Genomic DNA, 12,776 nt, shown 5'->3' on the forward strand with positions numbered 1-12,776 from the left:
GAAGGGAGGTTACACACATGATTCAACAAGAATCACGTTTAAAAGTTGCTGACAACTCCGGTGCTCGTGAAGTACTAGCGATTAAAGTTCTTGGTGGTTCAGGCCGCAAGACTGCTAATATTGGCGATGTAATTGTTTGTGCAGTAAAACAAGCAACACCAGGTGGCGTTGTTAAAAAAGGTGACGTTGTTAAAGCCGTTGTAGTACGGACAAAGAGTGGTGTTCGCCGTCAGGATGGTTCCTACATTCGTTTTGATGAAAACGCATGTGTTATTATCAAAGACGATAAGAGCCCTCGTGGAACTCGTATCTTCGGACCTGTTGCCCGTGAACTTCGCGACAACAACTTTATGAAAATCGTTTCTCTAGCTCCAGAAGTTCTATAATATATATAATCCAAATGGCCTTTAAGGAGGTGCTTTAAGGATGCATGTAAAAAAAGGTGATAAGGTCAGAGTTATCTCTGGTAAGGATAAAGGCAAAACAGGCGTGATCCTGTCGGCTTATCCAAAAGATAACCGTGTCATTGTAGAAGGTGTAAACATTGTGAAAAAACACTCTAAACCTTCTCAAGTAAATCCACAAGGCGGAATTGTTAGCTTTGAGGCTCCAATCCATGTATCTAATGTTATGCCTATCGATCCTAAAACCGGTAACCCATCTCGGGTAGCATACAAAGAGGTTGATGGCAAAAAAGTACGCGTAGCAAAATCCGGTGAAGTTTTAGATAAATAGTTCAAAGAAGAAGGGAGGTACACTAAATGAACCGCCTAAAAGAAAAATATGTTAAAGAAATTACTCCTGCTCTAGTGAGCAAGTTCAATTATAATTCTGTAATGCAGGTTCCTAAAATTGAAAAAATCGTTGTCAACATGGGTGTTGGTGATGCTGTTCAAAACGCAAAAGCATTAGATAATGCTGTTGATGAATTAGCACTTATCACTGGTCAAAAACCACTTGTTACACGTGCGAAAAAATCAATCGCAGGCTTCCGTCTTCGTGAAGGTATGCCAATCGGCGCAAAAGTTACCCTTCGCGGCGAGCGCATGTATCAATTCTTGGACAAATTAGTTTCTGTTTCTTTACCTCGTGTTCGTGACTTCCGTGGTGTTTCTAAAAAAGCATTTGATGGTCGCGGTAACTACACTTTAGGTATTAAAGAACAGCTAATCTTCCCTGAAATTGATTACGATAAAGTCAGCAAAGTTCGCGGTATGGACATCGTAATTGTAACTACTGCAAATACTGATGAAGAGGCTCGTGAATTATTAACTCAAATCGGAATGCCATTCCAAAAGTAAATAAGGGAGGCGAAAACGTGGCTAAAAAGTCAATGATTGCGAAACAAAAACGCACGCCTAAATACAAAGTACAAGAGTACACTCGCTGCGAACGCTGCGGACGTCCACACTCTGTATACCGTAAATTTAAGCTTTGCCGTATTTGTTTCCGTGAATTAGCATACAAAGGACAAATTCCTGGTGTTAAAAAAGCTAGCTGGTAAAACTAGAGCTTGTGGAAGGAGGTAAAAATAATGGTCATGACAGATCCAATTGCTGATATGCTTACTCGCATTCGTAATGCGAACATGGTGCGTCACGAAAAGTTAGAAGTGCCTGCTTCTAATATCAAAAAAGAAATCGCTGAAATCTTAAAGCGCGAAGGTTTCGTACGTGACGTTGAATTTATCGAAGATAATAAACAAGGTATTATCCGTATCTTCTTAAAATACGGTGCAAATAACGAACGTGTTATCACTGGTCTTAAACGCATAAGCAAGCCTGGTCTTCGTGTTTACGCAAAATCCGAAGAAGTGCCTAAAGTTCTTAACGGACTTGGTATTGCACTAGTTTCAACATCTCAAGGTGTTGTAACAGATAAAGAGGCACGTGCAAAACAAATCGGTGGAGAAGTACTAGCATACGTTTGGTAATCGAGTTTTTCAATGAATGGAGGTGCAACTAAATGTCTCGCGTAGGAAAAAAACCTATTGAAATTCCAGCAGGAGTTACAGTGACTGTGAATAACAGCACAGTTACTGTAAAAGGACCAAAAGGCGAACTTACTCGCACTTTTAATCCTGACATCACAATTAACCTTGAAGAGAACGTTGTGAACGTAACACGTCCTTCTGATAATAAAGAACACCGCGCGCTGCACGGAACGACTCGTGCCGTGATCGCCAATATGGTAGAAGGTGTTTCCAAAGGTTTCGAAAAGAACCTAGAATTAATCGGGGTTGGATACCGTGCTCAAAAACAAGGCAAAAAGCTTGTATTGAACGTTGGTTACTCTCATCCGGTTGAAATTGAGCCAGAAGAAGGCCTTGAAATTGAAGTGCCTGCCAATACAAAAATTTCCGTTAAAGGTACGGATAAAGAGCGTGTTGGTGCTTTAGCTGCCAATATCCGCGGAGTTCGTCCTCCAGAGCCATATAAAGGCAAAGGAATCCGTTACGAAGGCGAATATGTACGTCGTAAAGAAGGTAAAACTGGTAAGTAATGCCGCGTAGGTAAACGAAAGGAGTGACGTAAATGATTACGAAGCAAGATAAAAACGCAGTTCGCCGTAAAAGACATGCTCGTGTCCGTGCGAAACTAAGCGGTACTTCTGCTCGTCCACGTCTAAATGTGTTTCGTTCTAACAAACATATTTATGCTCAGATTATCGACGATATGAATGGAGTTACTCTAGCTAGTGCTTCAACAGTCGAAAAAGACCTAGGTCTTGAGTCTACAAGCAATATTGAAGCTGCACAGAAGGTCGGAGAATTAGTTGCAAAACGTGCAGTTGAAAAAGGGGTCTCTGCAGTTGTATTTGACCGTGGAGGATACCTATACCATGGCCGCATTCAAGCATTAGCTGATGCAGCTCGTGAGAACGGCTTACAATTCTAATAGATAAAGGAGGGACAAAATCAAGATGCGTCGTATTGATCCAAACAAACTTGAACTTGAAGAACGCGTAGTTACCGTTAACCGTGTTGCTAAGGTTGTTAAAGGTGGACGTCGTTTCCGTTTCTCTGCACTGGTTGTAGTCGGAGATAAAAACGGTCATGTAGGTTTCGGTACTGGTAAAGCACAGGAAGTTCCTGATGCTATTCGTAAAGCAATTGAAGATGCTAAGAAAAACTTAGTGGAAGTACCAATGGTTGGTACAACTGTACCACACCAAGTAATCGGACGTTTTGGTGCTGGTGAAATCCTATTAAAGCCAGCTTCTGAAGGTACAGGAGTTATCGCTGGCGGCCCTGTTCGTGCGGTACTAGAATTAGCAGGGGTAGCTGATATCCTTTCTAAATCTCTAGGAACCAACACTCCAATCAATATGGTTCGTGCCACTATTGATGGTTTAAAACAATTAAAACGTGCTGAAGACGTAGCGAAATTACGTGGTAAATCAGTAGAAGAACTATTAGGATAAGGGGGGAAATCAAATGGCAAACAAACTTTTAATTACCCTCAGCCGAAGCCTAATTGGTCGCCCACAAGATCAACGTGCAACAGTTGAAGCGCTGGGCTTACGTAAATTAAACCAAACAGTTGAGCACCAAGATAATGCAGCCATTCGTGGCATGATTAACAAAGTGTCTCACCTTGTAACTGTTAAAGAACAATAAAAGGTTGTTTTTCTTGAATAAGGAGGTGCCAAAATGAAACTTCATGAATTAAAACCTGCAGAAGGTTCTCGTAGTGAACGCAAACGTTTAGGACGTGGTATTGGTTCCGGTCAAGGTAAGACAGCCGGTAAAGGCCATAAGGGTCAAAATGCCCGTTCTGGCGGTGGTGTACGTGTAGGCTTTGAAGGTGGTCAAACACCTTTATTCCGCCGTCTGCCAAAACGCGGTTTCACTAACATTAACCGTAAAGAGTTTGCAGTAGTTAATCTAGATGCTTTAAACCGCTTTGAAGACGGAACAGAAGTTACTCCAGAACTTCTAATCGAGTCAGGCGTGGTAAGCAAAGAAAAAGCAGGAATCAAGATTCTTGCAAAAGGGAACGTAGAGAAAAAGCTGACTGTTAAGGCTCATAAATTCTCCTCTGCTGCTAAGGAAGCGATCGAAGCTGCTGGTGGAACTACTGAGGTGATCTAATGTTCCAGACTCTCTCCAATTTTATGCGTGTGGGTGAAATACGTCGAAAGGTCATTTTCACCCTTTTAATGTTAGTCGTTTATCGGTTGGGGACATTTATTCCCGTACCAAATGTAAATGCAGATATCCTTGCATCACAGGATGAATTAAGTGTGTTTGGTATTCTTAATACTTTTGGCGGTGGAGCATTAAAACAATTCTCCATCTTTGCCATGGGTATTATGCCATACATTACGGCATCGATTATCATCCAGTTATTACAAATGGATGTAGTACCTAAGTTTACCGAATGGTCCAAACAAGGGGATGCCGGCCGTCGTAAGCTGGCGCAATTTACACGCTACTTCACGGTTATTCTTGGCTTCATTCAAGCATTAGGTATGTCTTATGGCTTTAATAATTTGGCTAACGGACAATTGATTGAAAATCCAGGAATTACAACGTACTTCTTGATTGCTGTTGTATTGACTGCAGGCACAGCGTTCTTATTATGGTTGGGTGAACAAATCACGTCACACGGTGTTGGTAATGGAATTTCCATTATCATTTTTGCTGGGATTGTGGCTGGAATGCCAACAACCTTCAATCAGATCTATGTGCAGCAGTTTGAAAATGCAGGCGAGCAGTTATTCTTACGTATTGTAACAATGGTTCTAATCGTCTTGGCAATCATCGCAATCGTTGTTGGGGTTATTTTTATCCAACAAGCGGTACGTAAAATTCCTATTCAATATGCAAAACGGGTGGCAGTAGGACGTACCCCAGTCGGCGGACAATCGACGCATATGCCGTTGAAAGTGAATGCTGCTGGTGTTATTCCAGTTATCTTTGCGATTTCGTTTATTGTAACCCCAAGAACGATTGCATCATTTTTCCCGACAAATGATGTGACCCTGTGGATTACAAAAGTTTTTGATTATACACATCCGATCGGGATGGCCCTGTATGCGGCACTTATCATTGCGTTTACTTATTTTTATGCGTTTATTCAAGTCAATCCTGAACAAGCTGCAGAGAACCTGCAAAAGCAAAGCGGATATATTCCTGGTATTCGTCCAGGGAAAAGTACACAGGAGTATTTAACCCGTGTCCTTTACCGTTTAACCTTTGTGGGATCCATCTTTCTGACGGTCATTGCGATTCTTCCTACGATATTTATAAAAGTAGCGAACCTGCCGCAATCAGCGCAAATCGGAGGAACCAGCTTATTGATTGTTGTTGGTGTTGCCCTTGATACGTATAAACAGCTTGAAGCGCAATTAGTGAAGCGTCACTATAAAGGGTTTATAAAATAGAGGTTTTGGGGACCACAAGGCCCCCTAAAACCCATTCTTAGCACGAGGGGGAACACGTGTGAACTTAGTATTAATGGGGCTTCCGGGTGCGGGTAAAGGCACTCAGGCTGAAAGAATTGTTGAAAAGTACGGCATCCCTCATATCTCAACTGGAGATATGTTCCGTGCAGCAATGAAAGAAGGTACAGAACTGGGATTGAAAGCCAAATCCTTTATGGATAGCGGCGAGCTTGTACCAGATGATGTGACGATTGGCATTGTCCGTGAACGTCTAAGTAAAGATGACTGCCAAACAGGATTCTTGCTTGATGGTTTTCCAAGAACGGTGCCTCAGGCGGAAGCGCTCGAAAATTTACTTGAAGAGTTAACTAAGAAGATTGATTATGTGATCAATATTACTGTTGATAAAAGTATCTTAATGGAGCGTCTTACTGGACGCCGTATCTGTAAAGATTGCGGTTCAACCTATCATCTCGTGTTTAATCCTCCTGCAAAAGAGGGCGTTTGTGACCGTTGCGGCGGTGAATTGTACCAGCGCGCGGATGATAATGCTGAAACTGTCCAAAACAGATTAGACGTTAATATTAAGCAGCAGGAACCATTGTTGACTTTTTACGAGACAAAAGGTTATCTGCGTACAATTGACGGCCAGCAGGATATTAAAAAGGTTTTTGCTGATGTTCAGCAATTACTTGAGGGTTTGCGTTAATGATTGTTTGCAGTCTAGTTAAAGGGCAGCAGGTATCATGCGGAAAACCTGGTGAGCGGATCTTGAGGACACTCCCAGCGCTTCAAAATGTAGTGGGGAGCAAATTGGCTTTTCATCCGCAAAAAGTATATAATTTCTAATTGTTACTAGCGGACAGAACTCTTGTTATATGGTAGAATTGTAAAGTTGCAAGCTCATCCATACACAAGATGGCCCGCTTTGCACTACATGATGTTACAGAAACGCTAGTCTGATAAGAGAAGGGAGCTAAAGACCGATGGCCAAAGATGATGTTATTGAAATTGAAGGTAAAGTCATTGAAACTTTGCCTAATGCCATGTTTAAGGTAGAATTAGAAAATGGTCATACTGTGCTGGCTCATGTCTCTGGCAAAATTCGAATGCACTTCATTCGTATCCTGCCAGGTGATAAGGTAACTGTCGAGCTTTCCCCATATGACTTAACTCGCGGAAGAATTACTTACCGCTTTAAATAATCTGTTTGCGCTCCGTACTATTAAGGAGGTTAGGATAATGAAAGTAAGACCATCTGTTAAACCGATCTGCGAAAAATGTAAAGTAATTCGCCGCCGCGGTAAAGTAATGGTTATCTGTGAAAACCCTAAGCATAAACAAAAACAAGGTTAATTGATAGGAGGTGCACTTTAATGGCACGTATTGCTGGTGTAGATATTCCACGTGAAAAACGTGTAGTTATCTCTTTAACTTATATTTATGGTATTGGTAAACCAACTGCTCAGAAAGTCCTAGCTGAAGCTGGTGTTTCTGAAGATACTCGTGTACGTGATTTAACAGAAGACGAGTTAAACAAAATCCGTGATATCATCGACAAGCTAAAAGTTGAGGGTGACCTTCGTCGCGAAATTTCTCTTAACATTAAGCGTCTAATGGAAATCGGCTGCTACCGCGGTCTTCGTCATCGTCGTGGCTTGCCTGTTCGTGGTCAAAATACGAAAAACAACGCCCGTACACGCAAAGGTCCTCGTAAGACTGTTGCGAACAAGAAGAAGTAATCGGTAAAGGAGGTTAATTAAAAATGGCACGTAAAACAAATACACGTAAACGTCGTGTGAAAAAGAATATTGAAGCTGGTGTTGCTCACATCCGTTCAACTTTTAACAATACGATCGTAACAATCACTGATGTACATGGTAATGCGATTTCTTGGTCAAGTGCAGGTGCGCTTGGATTCAAAGGCTCTCGTAAATCCACTCCATTCGCAGCTCAAATGGCTGCAGAAACTGCTGCTAAAGCTTCAATGGACCATGGCATGAAAACTTTGGAAGTTACAGTTAAAGGTCCTGGTGCTGGACGTGAGGCTGCAATCCGTGCTCTTCAAGCTGCAGGTCTTGAAGTAACAGCTATTAAAGATGTTACACCTGTTCCTCATAACGGTTGCCGTCCGCCAAAACGTCGTCGTGTGTAATTTTTCTGTATAAGATTTCTATCATGTGTCTATAATGGGATATGATATGAATTTTTCCAGAAATTATTTATTCCAGTTGTTGTGCACAGAACGGGAACGTATACATGGGGGAATTTCGATTAGTCCAATACTAGTCGAGGTTTCGACGTTTTGAAGGAGGGTTATTTGATGATCGAAATAGAAAAACCAAAAATCGAAACGATTGAGATCAGCGATGATGCCAAGTACGGTAAGTTCGTAGTAGAGCCGCTTGAGCGTGGATATGGTACCACTTTGGGTAACTCCTTACGTCGTATCCTATTATCTTCACTCCCAGGTGCCGCTGTTACCGCGATTCAGGTCGATGGGGTGCTTCATGAGTTCTCAACAATTGAAGGTGTTGTGGAAGATGTAACATCCGTCATACTAAACATTAAAAAAATCGCATTAAAGATTTACTCTGACGAAGAGAAAACTCTTGAGATTGATGTTCAAGGTGAAGGACCTGTTACAGCTGATAATATTACTCATGATAGTGACGTGGAAATTTTGAACCCTGATCTTCATATTGCTACTTTGGGAGCAAATGGACATCTTCATATGCGTTTAACTGCTAAACGCGGCCGGGGATATACACCTGCTGAACAAAACAAGCGTGAAGACCAGCCAATTGGTGTTATTCCAATTGATTCAATTTATACGCCAGTTTCTCGCGTATCTTACCAAGTTGAAAACACCCGTGTGGGTCAATTAGCCAACTTTGACAAACTGACGCTTGATGTTTGGACAGATGGCAGTACTGGCCCGAAAGAAGCCATTGCACTTGGTTCGAAAATCTTAACTGAGCATTTAAATATCTTTGTCGGTCTGACTGATGAAGCACAAAATGCTGAAATCATGATTGAAAAAGAAGAAGACCAAAAAGAAAAAGTTCTGGAAATGACTATTGAAGAACTCGATCTTTCGGTACGTTCTTACAATTGCTTAAAGCGTGCAGGCATCAACACTGTTCAGGAATTAGCTAATAAAACTGAAGAAGATATGATGAAGGTGCGTAACTTAGGCCGTAAATCACTTGAAGAAGTGAAGGCAAAACTAGAAGAGCTAGGGTTAGGCTTACGTAAAGACGACTAGTTGTAAATAAACAGTCGTAGCTGGCCTTACCAAAACATATAAAGATTTCAAAAAGGAGGGAACCCTTCATGGCATACAGAAAGTTAGGACGTACAAGCGCACAGCGTAAAGCTATGCTTCGTGACTTAACAACAGATTTAATCATCAACGAGCGCATTGAAACAACAGAAACTCGTGCGAAAGAACTTCGCTCTACTGTTGAAAAAATGATCACTCTAGGAAAACGCGGAGACCTTCATGCACGCCGTCAAGCAGCTGCTTACGTTCGTAATGAAGTTGCGAATGCAGAAAACGGTCAAGATGCTTTGCAAAAGCTATTCTCTGATATTGCTCCTCGTTACCAAGAGCGCCAAGGCGGTTATACTCGCATTATGAAACTTGGACCTCGTCGTGGTGACGGTGCGCCAATGGTTATTATCGAGTTAGTTTAATAACTTGAACAGACAACAAGGGTACTGGACAGTTTGGTTACAAAAACTTGTTCTCTGCCCTTTTTCTGTAGAATCCGTCGATTTAAAGCAGCCAAAAAGAGCGTTATGATGAGCGTAACTCCAAAGGGAAGGAGAAACTTTTTAAAGATATCAGGCTTTGATTTTATCTTTTGAAGTTTGACATTTACTGCCCAATCCCTTTTTACTCGTAAATGTTTTGCGTCTCGTCTAGCTTATGCACCTCTCCCAACATTTAAATTTTAAATTCATGCAGTTGATTATCCAACGAGCACTGCCCTGGGAAGAGGTGCAGGCTTTTTTTGTATTTTAAGGATTAGTAGAGCAGAGCAGAGCTATAGCGCAGGGAGGTAATTCCGCAATGAGACAGCCGATTGTATCACTGAAAGAAGTGTCCTTCCAATATGAAGAACAACAAAGGAAGGCACTCGATCATGTCTCCTTTGATATATTCGAAGGGGAATGGCTAGCGATTGTCGGCCATAATGGGTCCGGAAAATCGACTATGGCCAAGTTGCTGAACGGTTTGCAATTTCCGGAGCAGGGTGAAATCATTGTTTCCGGTACAAAACTGAATGAAGAGACGATTTGGGAAATTCGCAGCAAAATCGGCATGGTTTTTCAAAATCCTGATAATCAGTTTGTCGGTACCACGGTTCAGGATGATGTGGCTTTTGGTTTAGAAAACATGGGGATTCCGAGAGAGGAAATGGTCGAGCGGGTAAAAGATTCCTTGAAAAAGGTTAAAATGGATGCATTTCTAGATCAAGAGCCCCACCATCTGTCTGGAGGACAAAAACAGCGAGTTGCCATTGCCGGTGTCCTTGCCCTAAGGCCAGCCATCATTATACTTGACGAAGCCACATCAATGCTTGACCCGAGAGGCAGAGAGGAAGTACTGGAAACGGTAAGGGCCTTACAGGATGAAAAATTGCTGACGGTTATTTCCATTACCCATGATTTGGAGGAAGCCGCCAAAGCAAACCGGATGATTGTGATGAATAAAGGGAAAGTCTATCGTGAAGGGACTCCTGAGGAGATTTTCTCGATGGATGAGGAACTCGTTCAATTAGGGCTGGATATCCCCTTTTCCGTTAAAATGGGCAAAGCTCTCAGACAGCAGGGTGTAAATTTACCGAAGCGTTATTTATCGGAGGAAGAGTTGGTGACAGAGATATGGACATCTCACTCGAAAAGGTAGAATATCGCTATCAGGCAGGAACGCCGTTTGAACGTTTGGCAATCTCCGATGTAACGATTCATATACCATCGGGGTTGTATTTGGCTCTGATTGGCCATACTGGCTCCGGCAAATCCACTGTTTTGCAGCATTTAAATGCACTCCTGCAGCCGACCGAAGGAATGGTCAAGATTGGTGAATATGAAGTCAAAGCCCATCAGAAAAATAAAAACTTGAAACCGGTCCGCAAACGGGTCGGAATCGTTTTCCAGTTTCCTGAACACCAGCTATTTGAAGAAACGGTTGAAAAGGATATTATGTTCGGACCGATGAACTTCGGCGTATCAGAAGCAGAAGCAAGGGAACGGGCAAGAACAGCACTTAATCAAGTAGGGCTGGCTGAAGAAATTCTGGAAAAATCACCGTTTGACCTTTCAGGCGGTCAAATGCGCCGTGTTGCTATTGCCGGTGTGTTAGCGATGGACCCGGATGTGATTGTCCTCGATGAGCCTACTGCAGGACTTGACCCGCGCGGCCGCAAAGAAATTATGGACATGTTTTATTCGCTCCATAAGGAACGGCAACTGTCGACGATCCTGGTGACACACAGCATGGAAGATGCAGCAAGGTACGCAGATCAAATCGTGATCATGCAGCAAGGCAGGGTTAAAAAACAGGGCACACCGGCGGAGATTTTCTCTTCACCGGAAGAACTTTTGCAGATGGGATTAGATGTTCCCGAAGTGGTCAGGTTTCAATTAAATCTTGAGAATAAGTCCGGGCGAAAACTCGGCAAAATTTGCCTGACGATTGATGAACTGGCGGCAGCTGTTTCAGATATGGTAAGCGGAGGTGTCCGCCCATGATGGAAAAGATGATATTTGGCCGTTATGTTCCGGCGGATTCCCTTGTCCACAAAATGGACCCCCGTTCGAAATTAATCATCATATTCTTGTTTGTATGTATCATCTTTTTGGCAAATAATTGGATTACCTATGCACTTATTGGGATTTATACTTTTTTCTTATTGGGATTGTCAAAGGTGCCGGCCAAATTTTTATATGGCGGCCTGAAGCCCGTTTTATGGCTTGTTGTCCTAACCTTTTTATTGCAGGTGTTATTCACGAAGGAAGGCAGCCTGGTGTACCAATGGGGACCCATCAAAATTTATGAAGATGGAATCAGGATGGGGGTATTCATTTCACTCCGCTTTTTCTTCCTGATTCTGATGACTTCCTTATTGACGTTGACCACCACTCCGATTGAAATTACCGATGGTCTTGAGTCGCTGCTGAACCCATTGAAAAAGGTCCGGTTTCCTGTTCATGAAATGGCGTTAATGCTCTCAATTTCGTTACGGTTTATTCCAACCCTGATGCAGGAAACAGATAAAATTATGAAGGCCCAAGCGGCCCGGGGAGTGGAATTTTCCAGCGGTCCGTTTAAGGAAAGGATTAAGGCGGTTATTCCTTTATTAATCCCATTGTTTGTCAGCTCGTTTAAGCGTGCTGAAGAGCTGGCGATTGCGATGGAGGCAAGGGGTTACCGTGGCGGGGAAGGCCGCACAAAATACCGCCAGCTAAGCTGGAGCTCAGCCGATACGATTCAGATTCTGATTCTCGCCGCTTTAACCGTCCTGTTAATCCTATTTCGTTCGTAAAGAGGTAAATTCATGCAAAGGTATAAAGGAATTATCACCTATGATGGCACCCGTTTTTCCGGTTACCAGGTCCAGCCGAATCAACGGACCGTACAGGCTGAACTTGAAAACGTGTTAAGCAAAATTCATAAAGGCCATGAGGTCAAGGTATCGGCATCTGGACGAACGGATGCGGGAGTCCATGCCAAGGGGCAAGTGATTCATTTTGACTCCCCGCTGTCGATTCCTCCGGAAAAGTGGGCTGCTGCCATGAATTCCTTGCTTCCTGATGACCTGTCGGTTCTTTCTGTCGAAGTGGCTGCCCCTTCGTTTCACGCCAGGTTTGATGCGGTAGGAAAAGAGTATCGCTACATGCTGCTCTTATCCGGCAAGCGGGACCCATTTTTGCGCAACTATGCGTACCTATACCGTTACCCGCTGGATTTGCAGGCGATGAAACAGGCAGCGGGCCATTTCCTTGGAACCTATGACTTTACCAGCTTTTGTTCTGCTAAGACAGAGGTGGAAGATAAGATTCGCACCATTGAAACGATTGATTTTTCATTAGATGGGGAAATGCTGACGCTGCGCTTTGTCGGAAACGGGTTTTTGTATAACATGGTAAGAATCCTGGTGGGGACACTCTTGGAGGTTGGGGCGGGCGAACGGAAGCCGTCGGATATTCCTTCCATATTGGAGAAAAAGGACCGTCGATTTGCCGGAAAAACTGCTCCAGCCCACGGGCTGTATCTTTGGCGGGTATTTTACTAATAACCACCTGGTAAATATATACAATATTTGTAGGGTGACTCGTCAAATTTGTTGAATAACCAATGTATTTTGTTGAATGCG

General features: G+C 42.9%; 22 protein-coding genes. All 22 read left to right on the plus strand.

Annotation, left to right across the window (positions count from 1 at the left end; translation table 11 throughout):
* Positions 1-17: 17 nt before the first annotated feature.
* The 22 genes from rplN (at position 18) to truA (ending at position 12,695) form a co-directional block, all read left to right on the plus strand.
* The gene (gene rplN / locus ACY8D0_RS21420) at positions 18-386 is read left to right on the plus strand and encodes a 50S ribosomal protein L14 (protein WP_462412564.1); all 369 of its coding nucleotides are present in this window, start codon (positions 18-20) and stop codon (positions 384-386) included.
* A 40-nt stretch (positions 387-426) separates the two neighbouring features.
* A complete protein-coding gene (gene rplX, locus ACY8D0_RS21425; RefSeq protein WP_462412565.1) occupies positions 427-735 on the plus strand; it encodes a 50S ribosomal protein L24 in 309 nt (102 codons plus the stop codon).
* Positions 736-761: 26 nt separating this feature from the next.
* Complete coding sequence (gene rplE / locus ACY8D0_RS21430; protein WP_462412566.1) at positions 762-1,301, plus strand: 50S ribosomal protein L5; 540 nt, start codon at positions 762-764, stop codon at positions 1,299-1,301.
* A 17-nt stretch (positions 1,302-1,318) separates the two neighbouring features.
* Entirely contained in the window at positions 1,319-1,504 is a 186-nt protein-coding gene (gene rpsN / locus ACY8D0_RS21435; RefSeq protein WP_009499044.1) for a 30S ribosomal protein S14, read from the plus strand.
* A 30-nt stretch (positions 1,505-1,534) separates the two neighbouring features.
* Positions 1,535-1,933, plus strand: coding sequence for a 30S ribosomal protein S8 (gene rpsH, locus ACY8D0_RS21440; RefSeq protein WP_462412567.1), 399 nt, complete (start codon positions 1,535-1,537; stop codon positions 1,931-1,933).
* A gap of 32 nt (positions 1,934-1,965) precedes the next feature.
* Positions 1,966-2,502: a 50S ribosomal protein L6 gene (rplF, locus tag ACY8D0_RS21445; RefSeq protein WP_462412568.1), complete on the plus strand. Its 537-nt coding sequence runs from the start codon at positions 1,966-1,968 to the stop codon at positions 2,500-2,502.
* A 32-nt stretch (positions 2,503-2,534) separates the two neighbouring features.
* A complete protein-coding gene (gene rplR / locus ACY8D0_RS21450; RefSeq protein ID WP_462412569.1) occupies positions 2,535-2,897 on the plus strand; it encodes a 50S ribosomal protein L18 in 363 nt (120 codons plus the stop codon).
* 25 nt (positions 2,898-2,922) lie between these two features.
* Positions 2,923-3,423: a 30S ribosomal protein S5 gene (gene rpsE, locus ACY8D0_RS21455; RefSeq protein WP_101645945.1), complete on the plus strand. Its 501-nt coding sequence runs from the start codon at positions 2,923-2,925 to the stop codon at positions 3,421-3,423.
* A gap of 13 nt (positions 3,424-3,436) precedes the next feature.
* Positions 3,437-3,619: a 50S ribosomal protein L30 gene (gene rpmD, locus ACY8D0_RS21460; RefSeq protein WP_462412570.1), complete on the plus strand. Its 183-nt coding sequence runs from the start codon at positions 3,437-3,439 to the stop codon at positions 3,617-3,619.
* A gap of 33 nt (positions 3,620-3,652) precedes the next feature.
* On the plus strand, positions 3,653-4,093 hold the full coding sequence (gene rplO / locus ACY8D0_RS21465; protein WP_462412571.1) for a 50S ribosomal protein L15: 441 nt from the start codon (positions 3,653-3,655) through the stop codon (positions 4,091-4,093).
* Positions 4,093-5,388 carry a preprotein translocase subunit SecY gene (gene secY, locus ACY8D0_RS21470; protein ID WP_462412572.1) on the plus strand — a complete coding sequence of 432 codons (1,296 nt, stop codon included), beginning with the start codon at positions 4,093-4,095 and terminating at the stop codon, positions 5,386-5,388. Before rplO ends, secY begins: the two co-directional genes overlap by 1 nt.
* A 58-nt stretch (positions 5,389-5,446) precedes the next feature.
* Positions 5,447-6,097 (plus strand): adenylate kinase, encoded by a 651-nt coding sequence (locus ACY8D0_RS21475; protein ID WP_462412573.1) that lies wholly within the window; start codon positions 5,447-5,449, stop codon positions 6,095-6,097.
* A 277-nt stretch (positions 6,098-6,374) separates the two neighbouring features.
* Positions 6,375-6,593, plus strand: a complete 219-nt coding sequence (gene infA / locus ACY8D0_RS21480; protein WP_007085268.1) for a translation initiation factor IF-1 — start codon at positions 6,375-6,377, stop codon at positions 6,591-6,593.
* A gap of 37 nt (positions 6,594-6,630) precedes the next feature.
* On the plus strand, positions 6,631-6,744 hold the full coding sequence (gene rpmJ / locus ACY8D0_RS21485; RefSeq protein ID WP_000868344.1) for a 50S ribosomal protein L36: 114 nt from the start codon (positions 6,631-6,633) through the stop codon (positions 6,742-6,744).
* Positions 6,745-6,764: 20 nt separating this feature from the next.
* A complete protein-coding gene (gene rpsM, locus ACY8D0_RS21490; protein ID WP_462412574.1) occupies positions 6,765-7,130 on the plus strand; it encodes a 30S ribosomal protein S13 in 366 nt (121 codons plus the stop codon).
* Between the two features lie 23 nt (positions 7,131-7,153).
* Positions 7,154-7,543 (plus strand): 30S ribosomal protein S11, encoded by a 390-nt coding sequence (gene rpsK / locus ACY8D0_RS21495; RefSeq protein WP_042453998.1) that lies wholly within the window; start codon positions 7,154-7,156, stop codon positions 7,541-7,543.
* Between the two features lie 168 nt (positions 7,544-7,711).
* Complete coding sequence (locus ACY8D0_RS21500) at positions 7,712-8,656, plus strand: DNA-directed RNA polymerase subunit alpha (RefSeq protein ID WP_462412575.1); 945 nt, start codon at positions 7,712-7,714, stop codon at positions 8,654-8,656.
* Between the two features lie 68 nt (positions 8,657-8,724).
* Entirely contained in the window at positions 8,725-9,087 is a 363-nt protein-coding gene (gene rplQ / locus ACY8D0_RS21505) for a 50S ribosomal protein L17 (RefSeq protein ID WP_462412576.1), read from the plus strand.
* Between the two features lie 379 nt (positions 9,088-9,466).
* Entirely contained in the window at positions 9,467-10,306 is an 840-nt protein-coding gene (locus tag ACY8D0_RS21510) for an energy-coupling factor ABC transporter ATP-binding protein (RefSeq protein ID WP_462412577.1), read from the plus strand.
* Positions 10,282-11,151: an energy-coupling factor ABC transporter ATP-binding protein gene (locus tag ACY8D0_RS21515; RefSeq protein ID WP_462412578.1), complete on the plus strand. Its 870-nt coding sequence runs from the start codon at positions 10,282-10,284 to the stop codon at positions 11,149-11,151. The genes ACY8D0_RS21510 and ACY8D0_RS21515 overlap by 25 nt, the downstream gene beginning before the upstream one ends.
* Entirely contained in the window at positions 11,148-11,945 is a 798-nt protein-coding gene (locus ACY8D0_RS21520; RefSeq protein WP_462412579.1) for an energy-coupling factor transporter transmembrane component T family protein, read from the plus strand. Before ACY8D0_RS21515 ends, ACY8D0_RS21520 begins: the two co-directional genes overlap by 4 nt.
* Positions 11,946-11,957: 12 nt before the next feature.
* On the plus strand, positions 11,958-12,695 hold the full coding sequence (gene truA / locus ACY8D0_RS21525; protein ID WP_462412580.1) for a tRNA pseudouridine(38-40) synthase TruA: 738 nt from the start codon (positions 11,958-11,960) through the stop codon (positions 12,693-12,695).
* Positions 12,696-12,776: the final 81 nt, after the last annotated feature.

It is taken from the genome of Neobacillus camarae, assembly GCF_054950115.1.

Coding starts and splice junctions, on each gene's coding strand:
- rplN (WP_462412564.1), top strand. CDS start 18: ATGATTCAACAAGAATCACGTTTAAAAGTTGCTGACAACTCCGGTGCT.
- rplX (WP_462412565.1), top strand. CDS start 427: ATGCATGTAAAAAAAGGTGATAAGGTCAGAGTTATCTCTGGTAAGGAT.
- rplE (WP_462412566.1), top strand. CDS start 762: ATGAACCGCCTAAAAGAAAAATATGTTAAAGAAATTACTCCTGCTCTA.
- rpsH (WP_462412567.1), top strand. CDS start 1,535: ATGGTCATGACAGATCCAATTGCTGATATGCTTACTCGCATTCGTAAT.
- rplF (WP_462412568.1), top strand. CDS start 1,966: ATGTCTCGCGTAGGAAAAAAACCTATTGAAATTCCAGCAGGAGTTACA.
- rplR (WP_462412569.1), top strand. CDS start 2,535: ATGATTACGAAGCAAGATAAAAACGCAGTTCGCCGTAAAAGACATGCT.
- rpsE (WP_101645945.1), top strand. CDS start 2,923: ATGCGTCGTATTGATCCAAACAAACTTGAACTTGAAGAACGCGTAGTT.
- rpmD (WP_462412570.1), top strand. CDS start 3,437: ATGGCAAACAAACTTTTAATTACCCTCAGCCGAAGCCTAATTGGTCGC.
- rplO (WP_462412571.1), top strand. CDS start 3,653: ATGAAACTTCATGAATTAAAACCTGCAGAAGGTTCTCGTAGTGAACGC.
- secY (WP_462412572.1), top strand. CDS start 4,093: ATGTTCCAGACTCTCTCCAATTTTATGCGTGTGGGTGAAATACGTCGA.
- infA (WP_007085268.1), top strand. CDS start 6,375: ATGGCCAAAGATGATGTTATTGAAATTGAAGGTAAAGTCATTGAAACT.
- rpmJ (WP_000868344.1), top strand. CDS start 6,631: ATGAAAGTAAGACCATCTGTTAAACCGATCTGCGAAAAATGTAAAGTA.
- rpsM (WP_462412574.1), top strand. CDS start 6,765: ATGGCACGTATTGCTGGTGTAGATATTCCACGTGAAAAACGTGTAGTT.
- rpsK (WP_042453998.1), top strand. CDS start 7,154: ATGGCACGTAAAACAAATACACGTAAACGTCGTGTGAAAAAGAATATT.
- ACY8D0_RS21500 (WP_462412575.1), top strand. CDS start 7,712: ATGATCGAAATAGAAAAACCAAAAATCGAAACGATTGAGATCAGCGAT.
- rplQ (WP_462412576.1), top strand. CDS start 8,725: ATGGCATACAGAAAGTTAGGACGTACAAGCGCACAGCGTAAAGCTATG.
- ACY8D0_RS21510 (WP_462412577.1), top strand. CDS start 9,467: ATGAGACAGCCGATTGTATCACTGAAAGAAGTGTCCTTCCAATATGAA.
- ACY8D0_RS21515 (WP_462412578.1), top strand. CDS start 10,282: ATGGACATCTCACTCGAAAAGGTAGAATATCGCTATCAGGCAGGAACG.
- ACY8D0_RS21520 (WP_462412579.1), top strand. CDS start 11,148: ATGATGGAAAAGATGATATTTGGCCGTTATGTTCCGGCGGATTCCCTT.
- truA (WP_462412580.1), top strand. CDS start 11,958: ATGCAAAGGTATAAAGGAATTATCACCTATGATGGCACCCGTTTTTCC.